The organism is Niallia yueguangensis, from assembly GCF_052663115.1.
On sequence record NZ_JBQTCX010000003.1, the window covers coordinates 25,335 to 42,796 of the forward strand.

Genomic DNA, 17,462 nt, shown 5'->3' on the forward strand with positions numbered 1-17,462 from the left:
AATTTTGTTGTTTTTTACGTAAATAAATGGGAGAAGAAGTACTCAGCAGACTGAATACACGTAGACTCCTGTAGGAATGCGAGAAAGACGAGACCCCACAGGAGCGTATGCGACGAGGAGGCTCGACGCTCGCCCACGGAAAGCGAAGTGTATTCGGGCTGCGGGTTAAAAGCAACTATCTATATGAAAACAGCCTATTTTTTTATAGCGAACAAGCTCCATTATCTTTAATCGCTAGAAGCTGCTTGGAAATATTTACACACTGGTCCATTGAAATATATTCTTCAAATGAAAATTCATAAATAGATTGAATTTTTTCCGCTAATGCATTTATATTATCTAAATCGTGAACTGCTTGAATACAGTCCGCAATTTCTGTTTCATAGTTTCCTTCCCCAATTTGAAAAGGATCCCACTTATTTAATACATTTACCATTTCTATATTCATTTCTTGAAAATTCATTATTATTCACCCTTACATCTTTTTCACTAACAATATTTTATCATAAACAAAATCGTTCCAACATATTTCTATCTGCTGAGAAGCTTTTTATTGACATTCATATGGACAAGTTTTAAGATTCAGTTAATAAAAAAAGGACGTGACATGATGGTAGCAATAGAAGTAAGAGGAGCACCTGTTTATTATGCATGTGAACCAGGTGTTTTAAATGAATTAGATGAACTGTTGCAAAAATATAATAAAAAAAACTGTTTAGTTGTACATGGAGAAAAATCATGGGATGCTATTTCTCCTTATTTTCCTAATACTTTTGAGTATGCATCTTTAACGTTTATTCCTTACAATGGGGAATGTTCGTTAACTGAAATTAATCGTATTGCAGCACTTGTAAGGGAAAATAGCTTTGATGCCATCATTGGGATTGGCGGTGGCAAGGTATTAGATTTAGTAAAAGCAGCTGGAAATGATGCAAATGTTGATGCTATATTAATTCCAACATTAGCTTCCACTTGTGCTGCCTGGACACCACTAAGTGTTATTTATACAGATGATGGAACATTTACTCATTATTCCATTTTTCCGAAAAGCACCTTAATGATTTTATTTGAACCTAGAGTTCTATTAGATTCGCCGACTAATTTCTTTATAGCAGGCATTGCTGATACTTTAGCAAAATGGTATGAAGCGGATGTTATTATTCGAGAACTAGAAGAGACACCTCTTGTTGTAACTATTGCTCATCAGACAGCACAATTATGCCGTGACGTATTACTGGAACACGGAGCACAAGCAGTTCATGATCAAAAAGATGGCCATCTTACTGCCGCATTAACAAAAGTAATGGAAACGAATATTGTTGCAGGTGGCATGGTTGGCGGTTACGGTGATAAATACGGAAGAATTGCAGGGGCCCATTCTATTCATAATGGATTAACTATATTAGAAGAAACGCATCATTTGCTGCATGGAGAAAAAGTAGCTTATGGAATACTAGTTCAATTAGCATTAGAAAAAAACTGGGATGAAATTAAACATTTAGAAAGTTTTTATCAGGCCTTGTCTTTGCCGTTAACTTTAAAAGATTTAGGCATCACAATTCAAGAAATAGATAAATTAAAAAAGGTCTCTGAAGCTGCAACGATACAAAAAGAATCTATTCATTTAATGAAAGAGGAAATTACAGCAGAGAAGGTATTACAAGCTATTTATGATTTAGAAGCTTTTATTCAAAAACATTAGAAGAATTAATGTTTTACACTCTGAGTGCTCAAATAATTTTGAGCACTTTTTTATTTTACATATAAAACAAAGGCTCTGTTAAACTTGTCTGTTGATTTCCGTTCCAGGCGTTCGCTTTCCGCGGGCGGTCCGGGAGCCTCCTCGGCGCTGTTCGACTGTGGGGTCTCCCGCTGACTCGCTTTTCCCGCAGGAGTCTCACGCCTTCCACTCCAATCAACATAGTGCCAAAATCAACAAGGAGCTTTAACATAGCCAAAACAAAAAAAACATCAATTATTAGTCATAAACATATGACTAATATAAGTCCCCATTTAGTTTTTTAATGTTAGGCAGTTTTCTCAAAATTTGTTGTTTTCACGTAAAAAAATGGGAGAAGAAGTACTCAGCTGACAGAATACACGTAGACTCCTGTGGGAATGCGAGAAAGAAGAGACCCCACGAGAGCGTATGCGAGACGCTCTCCCACGGAAAGCGAAGTGTATTCGTGCTGCGAGTTTAAAAGCTACAATCTTTACGTAAACAGCCTAATGCTTAAAAAATTGTAAATTCATTGACAATTCCATTATGTCAGAATATGATTTAATATAAAGTTGTATTTAGGAAACTTTTTAATATCAAGCAAAATTTCAAATAGAAACAAGGTGACAGCATGGATAATGAAAACTCCTTAAGCAATAAAAATCATTCTTCCGCACAAGCTGTTCTCGATGGAAGAATAACAGGATTAAAAAAAATACTTCCGTTCTTAGGTCCCGCCTTTATTGCCGCTATCGCTTATATTGATCCAGGCAATTTTGCAACAAATATAGCTGCTGGATCTAAATATGGATATTTATTGTTATGGGTTATCTTTTTCTCGAATATTATGGCACTTATTATTCAATCATTGTCTGCAAAACTTGGAATCGCTACTGGAAAAAACTTACCGGAAATTGCAAGAGAAGAATTTCCAAAACCCGTATCAATTGGATTATGGATTCAAGGTGAGCTAGTTATTATCGCTACCGATTTAGCCGAATTTATCGGCGCAGCACTCGGTATATATTTACTATTCGGCATTCCATTAATAGAAGCAAGCATTATTGCAGCTGTGGGATCATTCGCAATTTTAGAATTACAAAGAAGAGGCTTCCGTTCTTTAGAAGCAGGCATAACTGCTATGTTGTTTATCGTAGTTCTTTCCTTTATTGCTCAAATATTTTTTGCCAAACCAGAAATGAGTTCGGTCTTGCATGGATTATTCACCCCGCAATTTAAAGGTACTGACAGTATTTTGCTTGCTGCCGGTATTTTAGGAGCAACAGTTATGCCACATGCTATTTACCTTCATTCTGCCTTAACACAAAAAAGAATTGTCGGCGAAACAACGCAAGAGAAAAAAATGATTTTCCGATATGAGTTTATTGATATTCTTATTGCGATGCTTATTGCTGGATTCATTAATGCATCAATGTTGATTGTATCAAGTTCATTATTCCATAAAAATGGAATTTACGTAGAAGACTTATCGGCTGCTTTTCACCATTTTGAACATTTGGTCAGTCCACTGTCTGCAATATTATTTGGCTTAGGGCTATTAATTGCAGGACTATCCAGTTCTTCTGTTGGAACGATGGCTGGTGATGTTATCATGCAAGGATTTATTCATTATCGAATCCCTCTTTATGTAAGACGGCTTATTACCATTATCCCGCCGATTATTATCATCGCATCCGGCGTTAATCCAACAACTGCATTAGTTCTTAGTCAAGTTGTGCTATCATTTGGAATTGGCTTTGCCTTAATCCCATTAATTCTATTTACAAGCAACAGCAGAATTATGGGCTCGTTAAAAAACTCTAAAATAATTACAATTATCTCATGGGCTATGGCTGTTCTTATTATTTTCCTGAACATATTTTTACTAGTTGAATCATTTTAAAAAACCCCGCTAATCGGGGCTTTATTTTTTGGCTCTGTTAAACTTGCCTGTTGATTGCAGCGAGAGGCATTCGCTTTCCACGGGCGCGGTCCGGAAACCTCCTCGGCGCTGTACGCTGTGGGGTCACCCTTTGACTCGCTTTTCCCACAGGAGTCTCACGCCTTCCGCTCCAATCAACAAAGTATCAAAATCAACAATTAGCTTTAATACAGCCTATTTTTTAATAACACCACAAGAAATTCTCGCTCCAGAAGCCCCTGCTGGCTGTGTCATTCCATCATCTTGATTTTCCGTAATTACAATAGAGGTTCCATTTATAGTAAACAAAGAATTTTTTCCGTCCTTTAATGTCACTTGAGGCGCCATTATTTCTGCCTTTACAGAACCATCATCCTCTACGATAATATTCGGGAGATCACCAGCATGAGCTCCTTTTGGATGAAGCAGACCATGCTCTTTATTATCTGGATTAAAATGATTTCCTGCTGATTGGAAATCAGGTCCCTCACATTTTCCTACGTCGTGAATATGAATGCCATGTACGCCAGGCGTCAACCCTTTTAAATCAATATTTAACATAACACCAGATGATTTTTCCGTTAACGTAATTTTACCTAATGAGTCACCAACATCATTCATCATTTCCACCTCTACTTTGCTGACTTCCTTTTGTCCACAACCAGCAAGAAATATTATGGATAGAAAGAAAACGACAATTTTATTCATTTTATTATTTCCTCCGAAGACATTTTCTTTTATTGTTTGTAAAAATAAAATTATTATGCCTTCTTATCTATTTATCATGCATCAAATCAGTATAATATTAAATAGTATTAGATCAAAGGAGGATTCTATCATGTCAGAATTAACTGCGGGAACAATTGTTACAGCTCTTTATAAAACAGGAAAATATATTGGTGAAATTACGGAGATTCGTGCACAAAGTTATTTAGTTACAGTGCTTGGAGTATTAAAGCATCCGATGCAAGGTGATTTACATCATCCAAAAATAGTAGAAGGAGTTTTTTTTCATGAGCGAAAAGCTCTTGGATACAAAGAGAAGATGAATGCACCAAAACAAATGGTCAAAGTATATGAAGGCAGTATTCCGTCCTATAAAGAATCATTGCAGCAAGCGGTGAACAAAATGGAAGGTGAACTGATAGAAGATTCGTCTGACTATGCGCAACGAAGCTTACATAATCTAAACGAACTAAAAAAAGAATATGCGCTTAACTAAATTTTAAAATAGCATGGGCTAAAAGTGAATTTCCCACAAATAAAGGGGGGCCTTCCTCTTTATTTGTGAGGATAAGGATCTTAAGCAAACTTATTAAAAAGTTTTGTTACATCAATAAGTTCACCAATTGTTGTCGGCTCTGGTTTTTGTAAATATTTTTTATCTTTTTCTACCAGTCTGAATATATGATATGTCGTTAAAGCATCGTCTAATGCCCGATGATGTTTTCCAATTCCTTCTCTTCCGTATTCCTTTACTGCTTTCCACAGTCCGGTTTGATTTTGATCTCCAAAAAAACGTTTATATTCCATCGATAAATCAACTTCTTTACTTTGTAGAGTAAATGGAAGTCCCGCTTTTGCATAATTATTTCTCAGCACCTTCATATCCATATTGCCCCACGTCACAACCGTATTTTCAAAACCGATGCTTATCTCCTCTATTTTCTTCACTAAATCGTAAAAAGAGATGCCGTTATTCACTTGTTCCTGTGTTATATGTAAAAAGGATTTGCATCGTTCAGAAAGAATTGAAAATTTCCGAGGAGCTACATAAGAAGAAAATTGTTCTCTAATCACATCATTTACAACCGCTACAATGCCTACTTCAATTATTTCAGGATAAAACCCTTTGAATCTTACACTTTTTTCAGGCATAGTAAATTCAAAGTCTATAAATAAATGCTGAATCTTTTCCATCTTTTCACCTTCTCTCTTTCACCATATTTTACGATCAAGATGACAAAATAGATAAACTAACAAGAAAAGCGGAACCTGTGCAACATCGGCACTAGTACATCCTGTACATTGAAGCTAGACACCTGTCGGACTTCAGAAATTTTATGCTTTTCTTTACTAAAAAAATAACCTTGTTAAATACATTATGAATACAGTTAACCGATTTATGTTTACTTTTATTATAACAGAATATTCCTTCATCTTCTAAATTTTCTGCATTTTCCAAAAGAATTCTATTTTTGGTTTCGCTCTTGTGATACCGCATGATTCATCGTTTCAAAATGAGGATGAGTAACAGTATAAAAGAATGGAGTTTAGTATGATATTGAGAATAGGATGTATTTAGGTGGGATTGGGACTTATGCTAAAACCAAAAGCCCTTTTCTTCTAGGGGAGCATCAAAAGTTTTTTTGTCTTGTTCTAGTCATAAGGAGTTTTCCTCGAGTCATTGAGTTAGTATAGACATTTACTCATTTCGACATTTCGAGGAAGTACTCCTTCCTTATAACCTAGAAATTTGCTACAAATGGACAAAATAGGTGGAATTTATTTAACTTAGTCAACTAATGTGATATCAATCTATGTATCATACACAAATATAACGTGTCACAATCGATTGCTTGATTACTTTCTCTAAATGTTTCTTTTGTTTTTCTAATTGAATTTGTTCTGGTTTGTAGTCATCTTTACAATGAACAATAAGTAATAAGTGCTTCTCTTTTTGCTCTATCCTCACATCTTCCACAATATTTCTTTTCGTGGCATTTAAGCATTCTGCTATTTTTAAAACAGCTCCTAATAAAGAAAGCCTTGAAATTTCCGCTTTGTCAAACCAACTTTCAAATAATTTTACATACTGTTTAAAGCTGCCTCTTCTTTTATAAGAAGCAATAAGCGCTAGCCTAACTCTATCTTGATGCGACAGCCCTAATATTGTTCGGTTAATTAAAATGTAAAAAGTATGATGACTGCTTGATTCTTCATTTATATATTTACCTAAATTAAAAATTGCAGATCCTTGCTTTAATAGCTTTAAATCTTTTTCGCATAGTGGTTTCAACATAAGATTCGATTGTATTTCCGTAAAAAGGAGTTGAGCAATTTTGTATACTTGTTCACTATTATTTTTATTAATATTAAAGTCCTCTATCAGTTCAGCAATGCTGGCATCGACAATAGAACTAGACTTTGTTTCATTTTTATTTATCTTTTGATAAAGCACTCCTTCTCTCAATCCTTTACGGCTGTATATAAAGCGAGGAGCCTTTACTCGTTCACAGATCGCATCTAATGCCTCTATAGCTGGTAAAATCGTATCCACTCGGTCTTTTGATAAGCCTTCTAAATCTTGTAATTCAGCAACAGATAAAGGGACTATTTTTTCTTTTACCTTTTTTATTTCTGAAACTTCCATCTCATACTGGTGAATGCCAGCGATTGGATAATCAATCATCGTTTGATGAATTTGTATTATATTTCTCGCACTTCCTCCAATCGCAATAATAGGAATTTTTTTATCTTTAACCCATGGAAGTGTATCCAACTGCTTTTGAACATAATCACTAATTTTTTTTCGCTCTTCACTTGTCGGTACGTCACCTGCTACATATTGCAGCTTTAATGATAAAGAACCAAACGGCAGACTAGCATAATGAATAAGTTCTCGATTTTTAATACAAGTAATCTCTGTGCTTCCGCCCCCCATATCTACGGTTATGCCGTCAGTAATATCTGTCGATTGAATAACAGCTAAATAACCACAATACCCTTCTTCGTACTCATTTAAAATTGTTACATCTAAACCAGTTTTTTCTTTCACTAAAGTTAACACATGTTCTTTATTTTTTGCTTGTCGTATCGTAGCTGTTGCCACACAAGTAACATCTTCTACTTGAAAATATCGAAGCAACGAACTAAAGGTTATCAACGTGTCAATTAATTGGGTAGTTCCTTCTTCTTGTAAAACTCCTTTATCATCTAAATAAGTACGCAAACGTGTACTTACCTTAATGTTCTCTAATTCTTTAAAACCATTACCTCCTGCATACAGCTTGTAAATCACTAGTCTTGTTGTATTAGAGCCAATATCAATGATTGCAACTTTTTTCTTCAAAATTACACCCTCCATTCCATCTCACATATATTCATTTATACCCACAAAACCTATACAGAAATCATCTACTAGTAATAATTACTTACTTTAGCATATATACAAAAAGGACCTCAGTTTTATACTAAGGCCACTTTTTCTATTCTGAAGGGGGTTAAGATAAAGAAATCCAATCCCTTAAAAGAGCAGCAACATTAATTAGTTCAGGTTCATAAAACCATAAACTTTTTTTAAGCCCCCTAATGAAGATTGGCTGATTTTCATCAACTTTTGCTTCATTCCCTGGGGAGTCAATTCTACTTTCTCTTGCTTCACACTATAAGCCATTTCACAAAACTGTGACTGACTATTGATGCTCTCTTCTCCTTCTCCTTTTGTGACATAATGATAATTGCCATTACTATCTTGTTCACGAGCCTTTCGGTTATCTGCCAACATCAAATCTAACCAATTATAGATTCGCTTTTTCAGATGATCTTTTAATATAGGAAACAGAATTTCCACCCGATTTTCCATATTGCGTGTCATCATATCTGCAGAGGATAAAAACACTTTCTTCATCCCATTATGATGGAAAGCATAGATGCGTGTATGCTCTAAAAATACACCGATAATACTGCATACACGAATATTTTCACTCACTCCTTGAATGCCAGGGCGTAAGCAGCATACACCTCTAATGATAAGATCTATTTTTACACCTGCATTGGAAGCTTCGTATAATTTCATGATAATTTTTTTATCAGTTAACGAGTTCATCTTCGCAATAATATGACCATTTCCACTTTCTTGATGATAAGCTATCTCTTTATCAATCAATTCTATAAAAGTATCTCTTATACCAAATGGCGAAACGGATAAATGATGATAATTCGGTTTTTCCATATGTCCGCTTAAATAATTAAAGAAGTTTGTCGCATCAATGCCAATTTTAGGATCAGATGTAATTAACCCCATGTCTGTATAAATTCTTGCGGTTGCATCATTATAATTACCTGTGCCTAAATGAACGAACCGCTCTATTTTCATTTTCCTTCTACGAACAACGAGTGTTATTTTACTATGTGTTTTTAAATACGTCATCCCGTAAATAACATGACAGCCAGACTTCTCAAGCTCTTTTGCCCATTGAACGTTATTTTCTTCATCGAATCTTGCTTTTAATTCAACAAGCACTGTAACTTGCTTGCCTTTTTCCGCTGCTCTCTCCAAGCTTTTAATAATCGGAGAATCTCCACTTACTCGATATAATGTTTGCTTAATCGCCAATACATCGGGATCATCCGCTGCCTGCGAAATAAAATCCACCACCGGTTCAAATGATTCGTATGGATGATGCAATAAAATATCTTTCTCTAATGCTATTGAAAAAATGTCGGTTTCTCCTTCTAAATCTTGTGGAGGCTGTGGAATAAATGCTGGCTCTACTAAATGTTCATGTGTTGCTGAAATCGCTTTATAAAAGGAGAACAGGAAGGTCAAATCTAAAGGTGCACGCGTATAATATACATCCTTATCATGGATTTCCAATTCTTCTTTCAAATATTCTATCACTTCACTATCGAATAAATGACTTTGTACTTCGAGCCTAACAGCAGCTCCCCATTTACGTTTTTTCAATTCCTCTTCGATTTCTTTTAATAAGTCTTCCGCTTCATCCTCATGTATCGTTAAATCGGCATTTCTTGTAATGCGGAAAGGCGTTGTCGATACGACATGATAACCTTTAAATAGTTTATTGCTGAATTGTGAGATTACTTCTTCCAGCAAAACAAAAATACGTTTATCATCTTCCGCCGGAATTTCTATATAACGGCTAATAACCGAAGGAACTTGTACAATCGCAAACTTTGAGTAATCTTCTGATTTAATCGTTTCCTCTTCGATTTTAATTCCAATATTTAAAGATTTATTTAGTAGCATAGGAAATGGTCGATATGCATCAACAGCCATAGGAGTCAATACAGGAAAAATTTGTTCATCAAAAAATGTTTCTAAAAATGCTAAAGCATCGGTGGATACCTCTGATACTGGAACAATACGTACATTTTCTTTTTCTAAAAGTGGTGTTAACTCATGTATATACGTGTGATCTTGCTTGTCTACTAATTTATGAGTGATTTCAGAAATAGCACCAAGCTGTTCTTTTGGCGTCATTCCTGCTTTATTTTCTGGCTTATTGTAACCGGCCTTTACTTGATCTAATAACCCCGCAACACGTACCATAAAAAACTCATCTAAGTTGGAACTGAAAATAGCAAGAAATTTATATCTTTCTAAAAGTGCATTTTCTCCATCCATTGATTCTTCAAGTACACGCTGATTAAAATCAAGCCAACTTAATTCCCTATTATTATAAAAAGAAGGATTTTCTAAATTAATATCCGTTTTAACCTCGTTTGCCGTGTTCAATTTTCGACATCCCCTTCGACAAAATTACATTTTTTTCATCATCTAAAAAATACCATTATATTGTAAACGCTTAGTAAAGAAATTGTAAATGTTAAGTTAAAAAAAGGTTTACCACCTATTATTTGGATAATAGTTTTTTACAATATCTATGCTTGATGAATTCTTGTGTCATTTTTAGACTGACAGCCCTCTTGCATCATCGTAAATAGGTTTAGCTCTATATTTATTAAGGATTAAGTCCTTCACCTCTAAGCAAGTACAGGTAGCGTTTTCTAATTAGTGTCTTCAACTGATTCCCTGAAGTTTCAGCTTTCTGAAACGAGTTCATTTTGGTTGTTGTATTTTTCCAAAGGGATCGAAATATTTATTATTTCCACAATACTCTTATTAGTTTCATCTATTTACTTATTTCGACATTTTAAAGAGATACTCCTTTTTATATGTTAGAAAACTTGAAATAAAATGAATTTTAAATTCAAATGAAGCCATAAAAAAGTGGATTTTTCCCCTTCGACGAATATGTACACAATCAAGGTATCAAATTCTAAGAACGGGGGCTTATTTATGACTATTGCGATGTTATTAGGGAAATGATCAGAACTTCCCCACTTATTATTTCTGCATAAAAATAAATTAATATATTTACTCAAACTTCGCACCTTCAAATTCGTTTACAAATCTTGATATGACTCGGTTTAGAACAATAAATCAGAAAATATTGGGATACCCCAATCATAATGCTAACTGCAATGAGTGAAAAATCGGATATCGTAAAAGGATTAAAGCATGGGGCAGATGACTATATTACGAAACCTTTTGATGAAGAAGAGCTGACAGCAAGGATTGAAGCCGTTTTACGCCGACAAAAAAACGAATGTAAAAAAATTTCATTTCGAGGTCTAACACTTGATCTGGATTCTTTTCAAACTCGGTATAACGAAATAGAAATTGCCTTAACGCCTAAGGAATTTGAAATGATAAGCTTATTTTTAAATAACCAGAATAAAGTTTTTACGAGAGAACATCTAATTACATCTATTTGGGGTTATGATGGTTCAACTGAAGATCGAACGATAGATTCCCACGTCAGAAATTTACGGGTAAAACTGCGAAAAGCAGGCTTTCCTGCTGATGATTACTTAATAACCGTCTGGGGTATTGGATATAAATGGACTGGCAAGCGGTAAAAGTTCATTTATATCCAATACCCCACAGGAGTCTCACGCCTTCCGCTTCAATTAACAAAGTATCAAATTAACAATTAGCTTTAACATAGCCAAAAACAAAAATATTTTTTTCATTATTTTTTACGTGTTTCTACCTATTTAAAAGAAAAGACTAAATAAGGGTCTTAACATTTTTCTTCTTGTGCAGAGGGCTTTTTTTTACGTTATAATTTTATTGACTTGATTCATTTCATCAAAAAAGTTTATATCATTCCATTTAAAATATGAACAATTGGCTGGGATTTTCTATTTTCTGCTTTTGTTCGAGGAGGTTATATTTTGACATTACTGCATTGGGTTGTGCTATCCCCATTTTTATATGCTCTTTGCATTCCTTTTATTGATTATTTTTTTAAAAACAGACATATAGGCTGGTTTATTGTTCCGCTGCCGCTCCTTTTGTTTCTCTACTTTCTAAGCAATATAACATCTATATCTAATCAACATACAATAATGGAAACGGTACAATGGATACCTTCTTTAGGCATTAATTTTACTGTACATTTAGATGGACTTGCTTTGTTATTTGCTTTGCTTATTACCGGAATCGGTGCATTAGTTATTTTTTACTCCATTTTTTATTTACATAAAGAAAAAGAGAAATTAAACCTTTTTTATTTTTATCTTCTTCTATTTATGGGAGCAATGCTTGGAATTGTTATTTCTGATAATTTAATTGTTCTTTATACATATTGGGAAATAACTAGTTTATCTTCTTTTTTACTTATTGGCTATTGGAATGAAAGAAGCAAATCACGGAATGGTGCATTAAAATCGATGATTATTACTGTTTTTGGCGGTTTATCAATGTTAGGCGGCATCATCTTGCTTTATTTAATAAGTGGAACCTTCCAAATTTCAGAAATGATTTCTTATGTTCAAAACCAAAACATTGTATCGCATTCGTTATTTATCGCTGCAATGATTTGTATCTTACTCGGTGCATTTACGAAATCTGCACAATTTCCTTTTCATATTTGGCTGCCTGATGCAATGGAAGCTCCAACACCAGTAAGTGCTTACTTGCATTCCGCAACAATGGTAAAAGCAGGCATCTTTCTTATTGCGAGATTAAGTCCAGTATTTGCGGAATCTGCTCTTTGGCTTTTGATCATTTCATCTGTTGGAATCATTACATTGCTTTACGCTTCCTTTTTTGCTGTAAAACAAACCGATTTAAAAGGAATTTTAGCTTACTCGACCATCAGTCAGCTTGGCATGATCATGTCATTATTAGGAATTGGGGCAGCAGCAGTTCATTTTGATGTATTAGATAATGGTTATGCTGCTGCTACAGCTGCAGCGTTATTTCATTTAGTAAACCATTCGACCTTTAAAGGAAGTTTATTTATGATGGTTGGGATCATAGACCATGAAACAGGGACGAGGGATATTCGAAAATTAGGCGGATTAATGACGTTGATGCCGCTTACCTTTACTGTTGCTGTTATCGGTAGTTTTGCCATGGCGGGACTTCCTCCATTTAATGGCTTTCTCAGTAAAGAAATGTTTTTCACCTCGATGGTGCATATCCAAAATTTAAAGTGGATGCAATTAAATACATGGGGATCTTTGTTCCCTATTTTCGCTTGGATAGCTAGTATTTTCACTTTTGTTTATTGTATGGTCCTTGTATTTAAGACATTTACAGGAACTTATAAACCAGAACAATTGCCAAAAAAGCCGCATGAAGCGCCAATCGGCATGCTCATTTCGCCGCTTATCCTTGTTTCCCTTGTCATTGTATTTGGTTTATTTCCTAATTTGCTGTCTAACTCCATTCTGTCGCCAGCTGTATCGGCCGTTTATGGTGGACAACCTTATGAGCTAGAAATCTATCATTGGCATGGATTTAACTTGGTATTTTTAATGACACTTGGTGTCTTTATACTTGGAACGGTCTTATTCTTAACCGTCTCCAAATGGAAGAAAATTTACAGATTATTTACTGATACATTAAATCCTATCTTCCATTTCCTTTTGACTAGAAGCACTTTTGTTTCTAAAAAAATAACAGATCTTTATATGGTTGGTTCTATTAGAATTTATCTGCTTTATATTTTTGCTTTTTTAGTTGCTGTATTAGGCTATACACTTATTGTGGAAAACGCTGTAAATTTCCAACACAAAAACCTTGCTTCTATTGGATTTTATGAAATGTTGCTTTCCGTTATCTTAATTGGGGCAACGATATCGATTCCTTTTGCCAAGTCACGCTTGTCTGCGATTATTTTATTAGGTGCAGTAGGTTATACGGTTTCTTTATTTTTTGTTATCTTTGGAGCACCCGATTTAGCACTTACACAATTAGTGATAGAAACAGTATCCGTATCCTTATTTCTATTATGTTTCTATCATTTGCCAATAAAGGCGAGACGAAAGAAAAGCATGCCTTTTAAACTGACGAATGCTGTTATTTCCATAATGGTTGGCATAACAGCAACTATTATTGCCATAACTGCCTATAACACTAAATTATTCGATTCTATTTCTGCGTACTATATAGCAAACACGTATAAAAAGGCAGCGGGAGAAAATATGGTAAATGTTATTTTAGTGGATTTCCGCGGCTTTGATACCTTATTTGAAATAGCAGTACTCGCCATTGCCTCAATCGGCATTTATACGATGATAAAATTGCGTTTAGGAGGAAGAAACAGTGAAAACAAATAACCTGATACTCCAAACTGTAACAAAAACAATTGTTTTCCTTATTTTCCTTTTTTCAATTGATATTTTTTTTGCTGGACATTATACCCCTGGTGGTGGATTTATCGGCGGTTTAATGACAAGTGCTGCCATCGTGCTGTTATTGTTAGCCTTTGATTTGAAAACGGTTCAGAATATTTTTCCTGTCAATTATATATACGTTACCGCTGCCGGCTTACTTATTGCTGTATTAACAGGGATTAGCGCTCTGTTCCGTGATAAACCTTTTTTAACACATGCTTTTAATAAACATGTCTATTTACCAATTATCGGAGAAACCTCTCTTCATACTGCGGCAATATTTGACTTAGGTGTTTATTTAGTTGTTGTTGGCATAACAATGACAATTATTCAAACGATTGGAGAGGATGATTAATGGAAATTTTAATGGCTGTCATTATTGGAATCTTATTCACTTGTGCTACGTACTTAATGCTGTCGAAAAGCTTACTGCGAATCATTATCGGCACAGGGCTTTTAAGCCATGGGGTTCATTTACTGCTTTTAACAATGGGAGGATTAAAAAAAGGCGCAGCACCGTTGCTTGACCAACATGCAAGTTCTTATACAGATCCTCTTCCTCAAGCATTAATACTTACGGCTATTGTTATTAGCTTCGGTGTAACCTCCTTCTTTTTAGTACTTGCCTATCGAACGTATCAGGAGCTGGGTACTGATAATCTGGAGAAATTACGAGGGAAAAAAGAACATGACTAATTTGATTATATTACCAATTATCATTCCTTTTATAACAGGAATCGTATTGATCTTTTTTAATAAAAAAGTGCTTTTGCAACGTGTTTTATCTATGATAAGTTTGTTTTGTTCTATCATTATTTCCTTATGGATAATAGGAAAAGTCAAAGCTGATGGCATACAAACACTTAATCTGAGCAACTGGGATGCTCCATTTGGCATTACAATTGTATCGGATATGCTTTCCGCTTTATTAGTGTTAACAACCAATGTGGTAGCATTATGCTGTATCTTGTATTCGATTAAAGGAATCGACAAAGATAGAGAAAACTATTTTTATTATTCTATTATTCAATTTTTGCTTGTAGGTGTCATTGGGGCTTTCTCAACAGGAGATATCTTTAACTTATTTGTTTTTTTTGAAGTAATGCTTATGTCTTCCTATGTACTACTTGTCATCGGCGGCACGAAAATTCAATTAAGGGAAACTGTTAAATATATACTAGTGAATATTATTTCATCGGCCCTTTTTGTAGCGACAGTCGCGTATTTATATGCTGTTGTGGGAACACTGAATATGGCCCACATCTCAGCAAGAATTTCAGAAGTTGGCCATTCAGGCATTATAACCGTTATTGCAGTATTATTTTTAATCGTTTTTGGTTTAAAAGGTGCTATATTCCCGTTATTTTTCTGGATGCCAGGCTCTTATTATGCAGCACCGATTCCGATCCTTGCCTTATTTGGCGCTCTTTTAACCAAAGTAGGAGTTTACGCAATCACAAGAACTTTTACGTTATTTTTTTATCAAGATACGAGCTTTATTTTCTCTTTATTAAATGTCCTTTCCTTAATAACCATTGTACTCGGAATAATTGGTGCGATTGCCTATAATGATCTTAAAAAAATTATTATCTACAATATTTTAACAGCAGTTGGCGTTATTTTATATGGAGTTGCGTCGTTAAATGAAACAGCTATCATCGGCTCTATCTATTATTTAATGCATGATATGATCATTAAGACTGCATTGTTTTTATTAATTGGCGCCATTATTTTCGCTGCAGGATCTAATCATTTAAAAAATATAAGTGGGTTATTAAAAAGTTATCCTGTACTTGCATGGACGTTTTTTATTGCGGCGGTTTCTCTAGGAGGAATTCCTCCTTTAAGCGGCTTTGTCGGGAAATTGTTGATCGTCCAAGGAGGATTTAAACAGCATGATTACATCGGCAGTTTTATTGTCTTATTGTCGAGCTTGTTTGTCTTGCTGTCTGTAATGAAAATATTTATTAAAGCCTTTTGGGGAAACGAATCGAAAAAGGAAACCTTATCGATAAAATTATTGCTCGTTCCTTCCATTATTCTTGTCTGTCTTTCTTTTGCGATGGGATTATTTTCTGAAGCAATTTATCCTTATATTTCATTAGCAGCCGAAACATTGCTTCACCCAGAGCATTATATTGAAGCAGTTTTAAAGGAGTAGTGAACATGGCATTTCAACTATTATTAAATATATTTTTAGCATTTATCTGGATGTTTTTAAAAGGTTCTGCAAAAGCAGATGCTTTCTTGATCGGTTATATTCTTGGTTTGCTGATTATCTTTATCACAAGGCGTTTTTTTACAAGCCGCTTTTATTTGTACCGTGTTTTTGCCATTTTAAATTTGCTTGGTATTTTTTTAAAAGAATTGATAGTAGCAAATTTTGCGGTATTAAAAGCTATTTTGCAGCCAGCATCAAAACTGACTCCCGGTATTTTTGCAATGGAAACAGTTCTGACAAAAGATTGGGAAATTACGACATTATCTAATTTAATCACTTTGACACCTGGTACGTTAGTTGTTGATATTTCAGAAGATAATAAAATACTTTATATACACGCAATGGATATTCGCGATAAAGAAGAAACGATTAAAAGTATTCAAAATAGCTTTGAAAAAGCAATCTTAGAGGTGAGTAAATAATGTTGATCGTCATTATGCATATTTCCTTATTTATCATCGCTTTATCAATGGCAGGGTTTATTTACCGAGTCATAAAAGGACCATCAACTCCTGACAGAGTCGTTGCATTAGACGCTATTGGCATCAATTTAGTTGCCATCATTGGCATCCTGTCTATCCTGTTAAAAATAGATGTATATATAGAAATTATCCTTCTGATTGGAATTCTTGCTTTTATCGGGACAGTAGCGTTCTCGAAATACTTAGAAAAGGGGATTATTATCGAACGTGATCGAAATCATCATTAACATAATCATTGGTTTCCTTATACTTAGTGGAGCATTGTTGAATTTGATTGCAGCAGTTGGGGTTATCAAACTGCCCGATGTTTATACTAGAAACCACGCTGCTTCCAAATCTGCAACGCTTGGAGTAATGTGTATTCTTCTTGGAACTTGTCTTTATTTTTTACAAACAGAAGGAGTTTTTCACTCTAGTTTGATTCTCGCGATTGCGTTTATTTTTCTTACTTCACCTGTTGCCGGACATCTTATTATCCGAGCAGCCTATCATACAAATGTTCCAATGGCAGATCATACGATCAGAGACGATTTAAAAGCAAAAAAAGAAGCTGATTCATCTAAATAGTTGTTTATTTCCGAGGAGCAGCGATTTCAAATTCTGGTTTCCTTTTTGAAATCTTACGTGCCCATTAAATAGTGGTGGAGTGCCCTTCACCACTATTTTCTATCTTCATACGAT

The 17,462-nt window shown here is 34.6% G+C and carries 15 protein-coding genes and 1 pseudogene; 11 read left to right on the forward strand and 5 right to left on the reverse strand.

What is annotated here, in order from left to right; genetic code table 11:
• Positions 1 to 202: 202 nt before the first annotated feature.
• Positions 203 to 463: a DUF1871 family protein gene (locus tag ACTYA4_RS03385; RefSeq protein ID WP_443480196.1), complete on the reverse strand. Its 261-nt coding sequence runs from the start codon at positions 461 to 463 to the stop codon at positions 203 to 205.
• A gap of 144 nt (positions 464 to 607) precedes the next feature.
• On the opposite strand from ACTYA4_RS03385, the gene ACTYA4_RS03390 reads away from it, so the two are divergent.
• Both ACTYA4_RS03390 and ACTYA4_RS03395 read left to right on the forward strand, forming a co-directional pair.
• Positions 608 to 1,702 carry an iron-containing alcohol dehydrogenase family protein gene (locus tag ACTYA4_RS03390; RefSeq protein WP_443480197.1) on the forward strand — a complete coding sequence of 365 codons (1,095 nt, stop codon included), beginning with the start codon at positions 608 to 610 and terminating at the stop codon, positions 1,700 to 1,702.
• A gap of 649 nt (positions 1,703 to 2,351) precedes the next feature.
• Complete coding sequence (locus tag ACTYA4_RS03395; protein ID WP_443480198.1) at positions 2,352 to 3,623, forward strand: Nramp family divalent metal transporter; 1,272 nt, start codon at positions 2,352 to 2,354, stop codon at positions 3,621 to 3,623.
• 213 nt (positions 3,624 to 3,836) lie between these two features.
• Here the strand turns inward: ACTYA4_RS03395 and ACTYA4_RS03400 are convergent, their stop codons facing one another.
• A complete protein-coding gene (locus tag ACTYA4_RS03400; RefSeq protein WP_443480199.1) occupies positions 3,837 to 4,349 on the reverse strand; it encodes a superoxide dismutase family protein in 513 nt (170 codons plus the stop codon).
• A 130-nt stretch (positions 4,350 to 4,479) separates the two neighbouring features.
• Here ACTYA4_RS03400 and kapB point away from each other — a divergent pair, with 130 nt between their 5' ends.
• Complete coding sequence (gene kapB / locus ACTYA4_RS03405; protein ID WP_443480200.1) at positions 4,480 to 4,863, forward strand: kinase-associated lipoprotein KapB; 384 nt, start codon at positions 4,480 to 4,482, stop codon at positions 4,861 to 4,863.
• Between the two features lie 80 nt (positions 4,864 to 4,943).
• Here the strand turns inward: kapB and kapD are convergent, their stop codons facing one another.
• The 3 genes from kapD to ACTYA4_RS03420 form a co-directional block, all read right to left on the reverse strand.
• The gene (gene kapD, locus ACTYA4_RS03410; protein ID WP_443480201.1) at positions 4,944 to 5,561 is read right to left on the reverse strand and encodes a 3'-5' exonuclease KapD; all 618 of its coding nucleotides are present in this window, start codon (positions 5,559 to 5,561) and stop codon (positions 4,944 to 4,946) included.
• Between the two features lie 625 nt (positions 5,562 to 6,186).
• Entirely contained in the window at positions 6,187 to 7,713 is a 1,527-nt protein-coding gene (locus tag ACTYA4_RS03415; RefSeq protein ID WP_443480202.1) for a Ppx/GppA phosphatase family protein, read from the reverse strand.
• A gap of 195 nt (positions 7,714 to 7,908) precedes the next feature.
• Positions 7,909 to 10,122: an RNA degradosome polyphosphate kinase gene (locus tag ACTYA4_RS03420; protein ID WP_443480203.1), complete on the reverse strand. Its 2,214-nt coding sequence runs from the start codon at positions 10,120 to 10,122 to the stop codon at positions 7,909 to 7,911.
• A gap of 707 nt (positions 10,123 to 10,829) precedes the next feature.
• Between ACTYA4_RS03420 and ACTYA4_RS03425 the strand changes: the two are divergent.
• The 8 genes and pseudogenes from ACTYA4_RS03425 to mnhG form a co-directional block, all read left to right on the forward strand.
• Positions 10,830 to 11,309: pseudogene (locus tag ACTYA4_RS03425) on the forward strand (response regulator transcription factor); the annotation flags it as partial.
• Positions 11,310 to 11,627: 318 nt separating this feature from the next.
• Positions 11,628 to 14,021 carry a Na+/H+ antiporter subunit A gene (locus ACTYA4_RS03430; protein ID WP_443480204.1) on the forward strand — a complete coding sequence of 798 codons (2,394 nt, stop codon included), beginning with the start codon at positions 11,628 to 11,630 and terminating at the stop codon, positions 14,019 to 14,021.
• Positions 14,008 to 14,433: a Na(+)/H(+) antiporter subunit B gene (locus ACTYA4_RS03435; protein ID WP_443480205.1), complete on the forward strand. Its 426-nt coding sequence runs from the start codon at positions 14,008 to 14,010 to the stop codon at positions 14,431 to 14,433. The genes ACTYA4_RS03430 and ACTYA4_RS03435 overlap by 14 nt, the downstream gene beginning before the upstream one ends.
• Entirely contained in the window at positions 14,433 to 14,774 is a 342-nt protein-coding gene (locus ACTYA4_RS03440; protein WP_443480206.1) for a Na(+)/H(+) antiporter subunit C, read from the forward strand. Before ACTYA4_RS03435 ends, ACTYA4_RS03440 begins: the two co-directional genes overlap by 1 nt.
• Positions 14,767 to 16,239, forward strand: a complete 1,473-nt coding sequence (locus ACTYA4_RS03445) for a Na+/H+ antiporter subunit D (RefSeq protein WP_445505517.1) — start codon at positions 14,767 to 14,769, stop codon at positions 16,237 to 16,239. The genes ACTYA4_RS03440 and ACTYA4_RS03445 overlap by 8 nt, the downstream gene beginning before the upstream one ends.
• Before the next feature lie 5 nt (positions 16,240 to 16,244).
• Entirely contained in the window at positions 16,245 to 16,721 is a 477-nt protein-coding gene (locus ACTYA4_RS03450) for a Na+/H+ antiporter subunit E (protein ID WP_443480208.1), read from the forward strand.
• Entirely contained in the window at positions 16,721 to 17,008 is a 288-nt protein-coding gene (locus tag ACTYA4_RS03455; protein WP_443480209.1) for a Na(+)/H(+) antiporter subunit F1, read from the forward strand. The genes ACTYA4_RS03450 and ACTYA4_RS03455 overlap by 1 nt, the downstream gene beginning before the upstream one ends.
• A complete protein-coding gene (gene mnhG, locus ACTYA4_RS03460; protein ID WP_443480430.1) occupies positions 16,992 to 17,348 on the forward strand; it encodes a monovalent cation/H(+) antiporter subunit G in 357 nt (118 codons plus the stop codon). The genes ACTYA4_RS03455 and mnhG overlap by 17 nt, the downstream gene beginning before the upstream one ends.
• Positions 17,349 to 17,462: the final 114 nt, after the last annotated feature.

Bases quoted from the DNA above. Each gene is read 5' to 3' on its own strand.
- ACTYA4_RS03385 (WP_443480196.1), bottom strand. From the start codon at position 463: ATGAATTTTCAAGAAATGAATATAGAAATGGTAAATGTATTAAATAAG.
- ACTYA4_RS03390 (WP_443480197.1), top strand. From the start codon at position 608: ATGATGGTAGCAATAGAAGTAAGAGGAGCACCTGTTTATTATGCATGT.
- ACTYA4_RS03395 (WP_443480198.1), top strand. From the start codon at position 2,352: ATGGATAATGAAAACTCCTTAAGCAATAAAAATCATTCTTCCGCACAA.
- ACTYA4_RS03400 (WP_443480199.1), bottom strand. From the start codon at position 4,349: ATGAATAAAATTGTCGTTTTCTTTCTATCCATAATATTTCTTGCTGGT.
- kapB (WP_443480200.1), top strand. From the start codon at position 4,480: ATGTCAGAATTAACTGCGGGAACAATTGTTACAGCTCTTTATAAAACA.
- kapD (WP_443480201.1), bottom strand. From the start codon at position 5,561: ATGGAAAAGATTCAGCATTTATTTATAGACTTTGAATTTACTATGCCT.
- ACTYA4_RS03440 (WP_443480206.1), top strand. From the start codon at position 14,433: ATGGAAATTTTAATGGCTGTCATTATTGGAATCTTATTCACTTGTGCT.
- ACTYA4_RS03445 (WP_445505517.1), top strand. From the start codon at position 14,767: ATGACTAATTTGATTATATTACCAATTATCATTCCTTTTATAACAGGA.
- ACTYA4_RS03450 (WP_443480208.1), top strand. From the start codon at position 16,245: ATGGCATTTCAACTATTATTAAATATATTTTTAGCATTTATCTGGATG.
- ACTYA4_RS03455 (WP_443480209.1), top strand. From the start codon at position 16,721: ATGTTGATCGTCATTATGCATATTTCCTTATTTATCATCGCTTTATCA.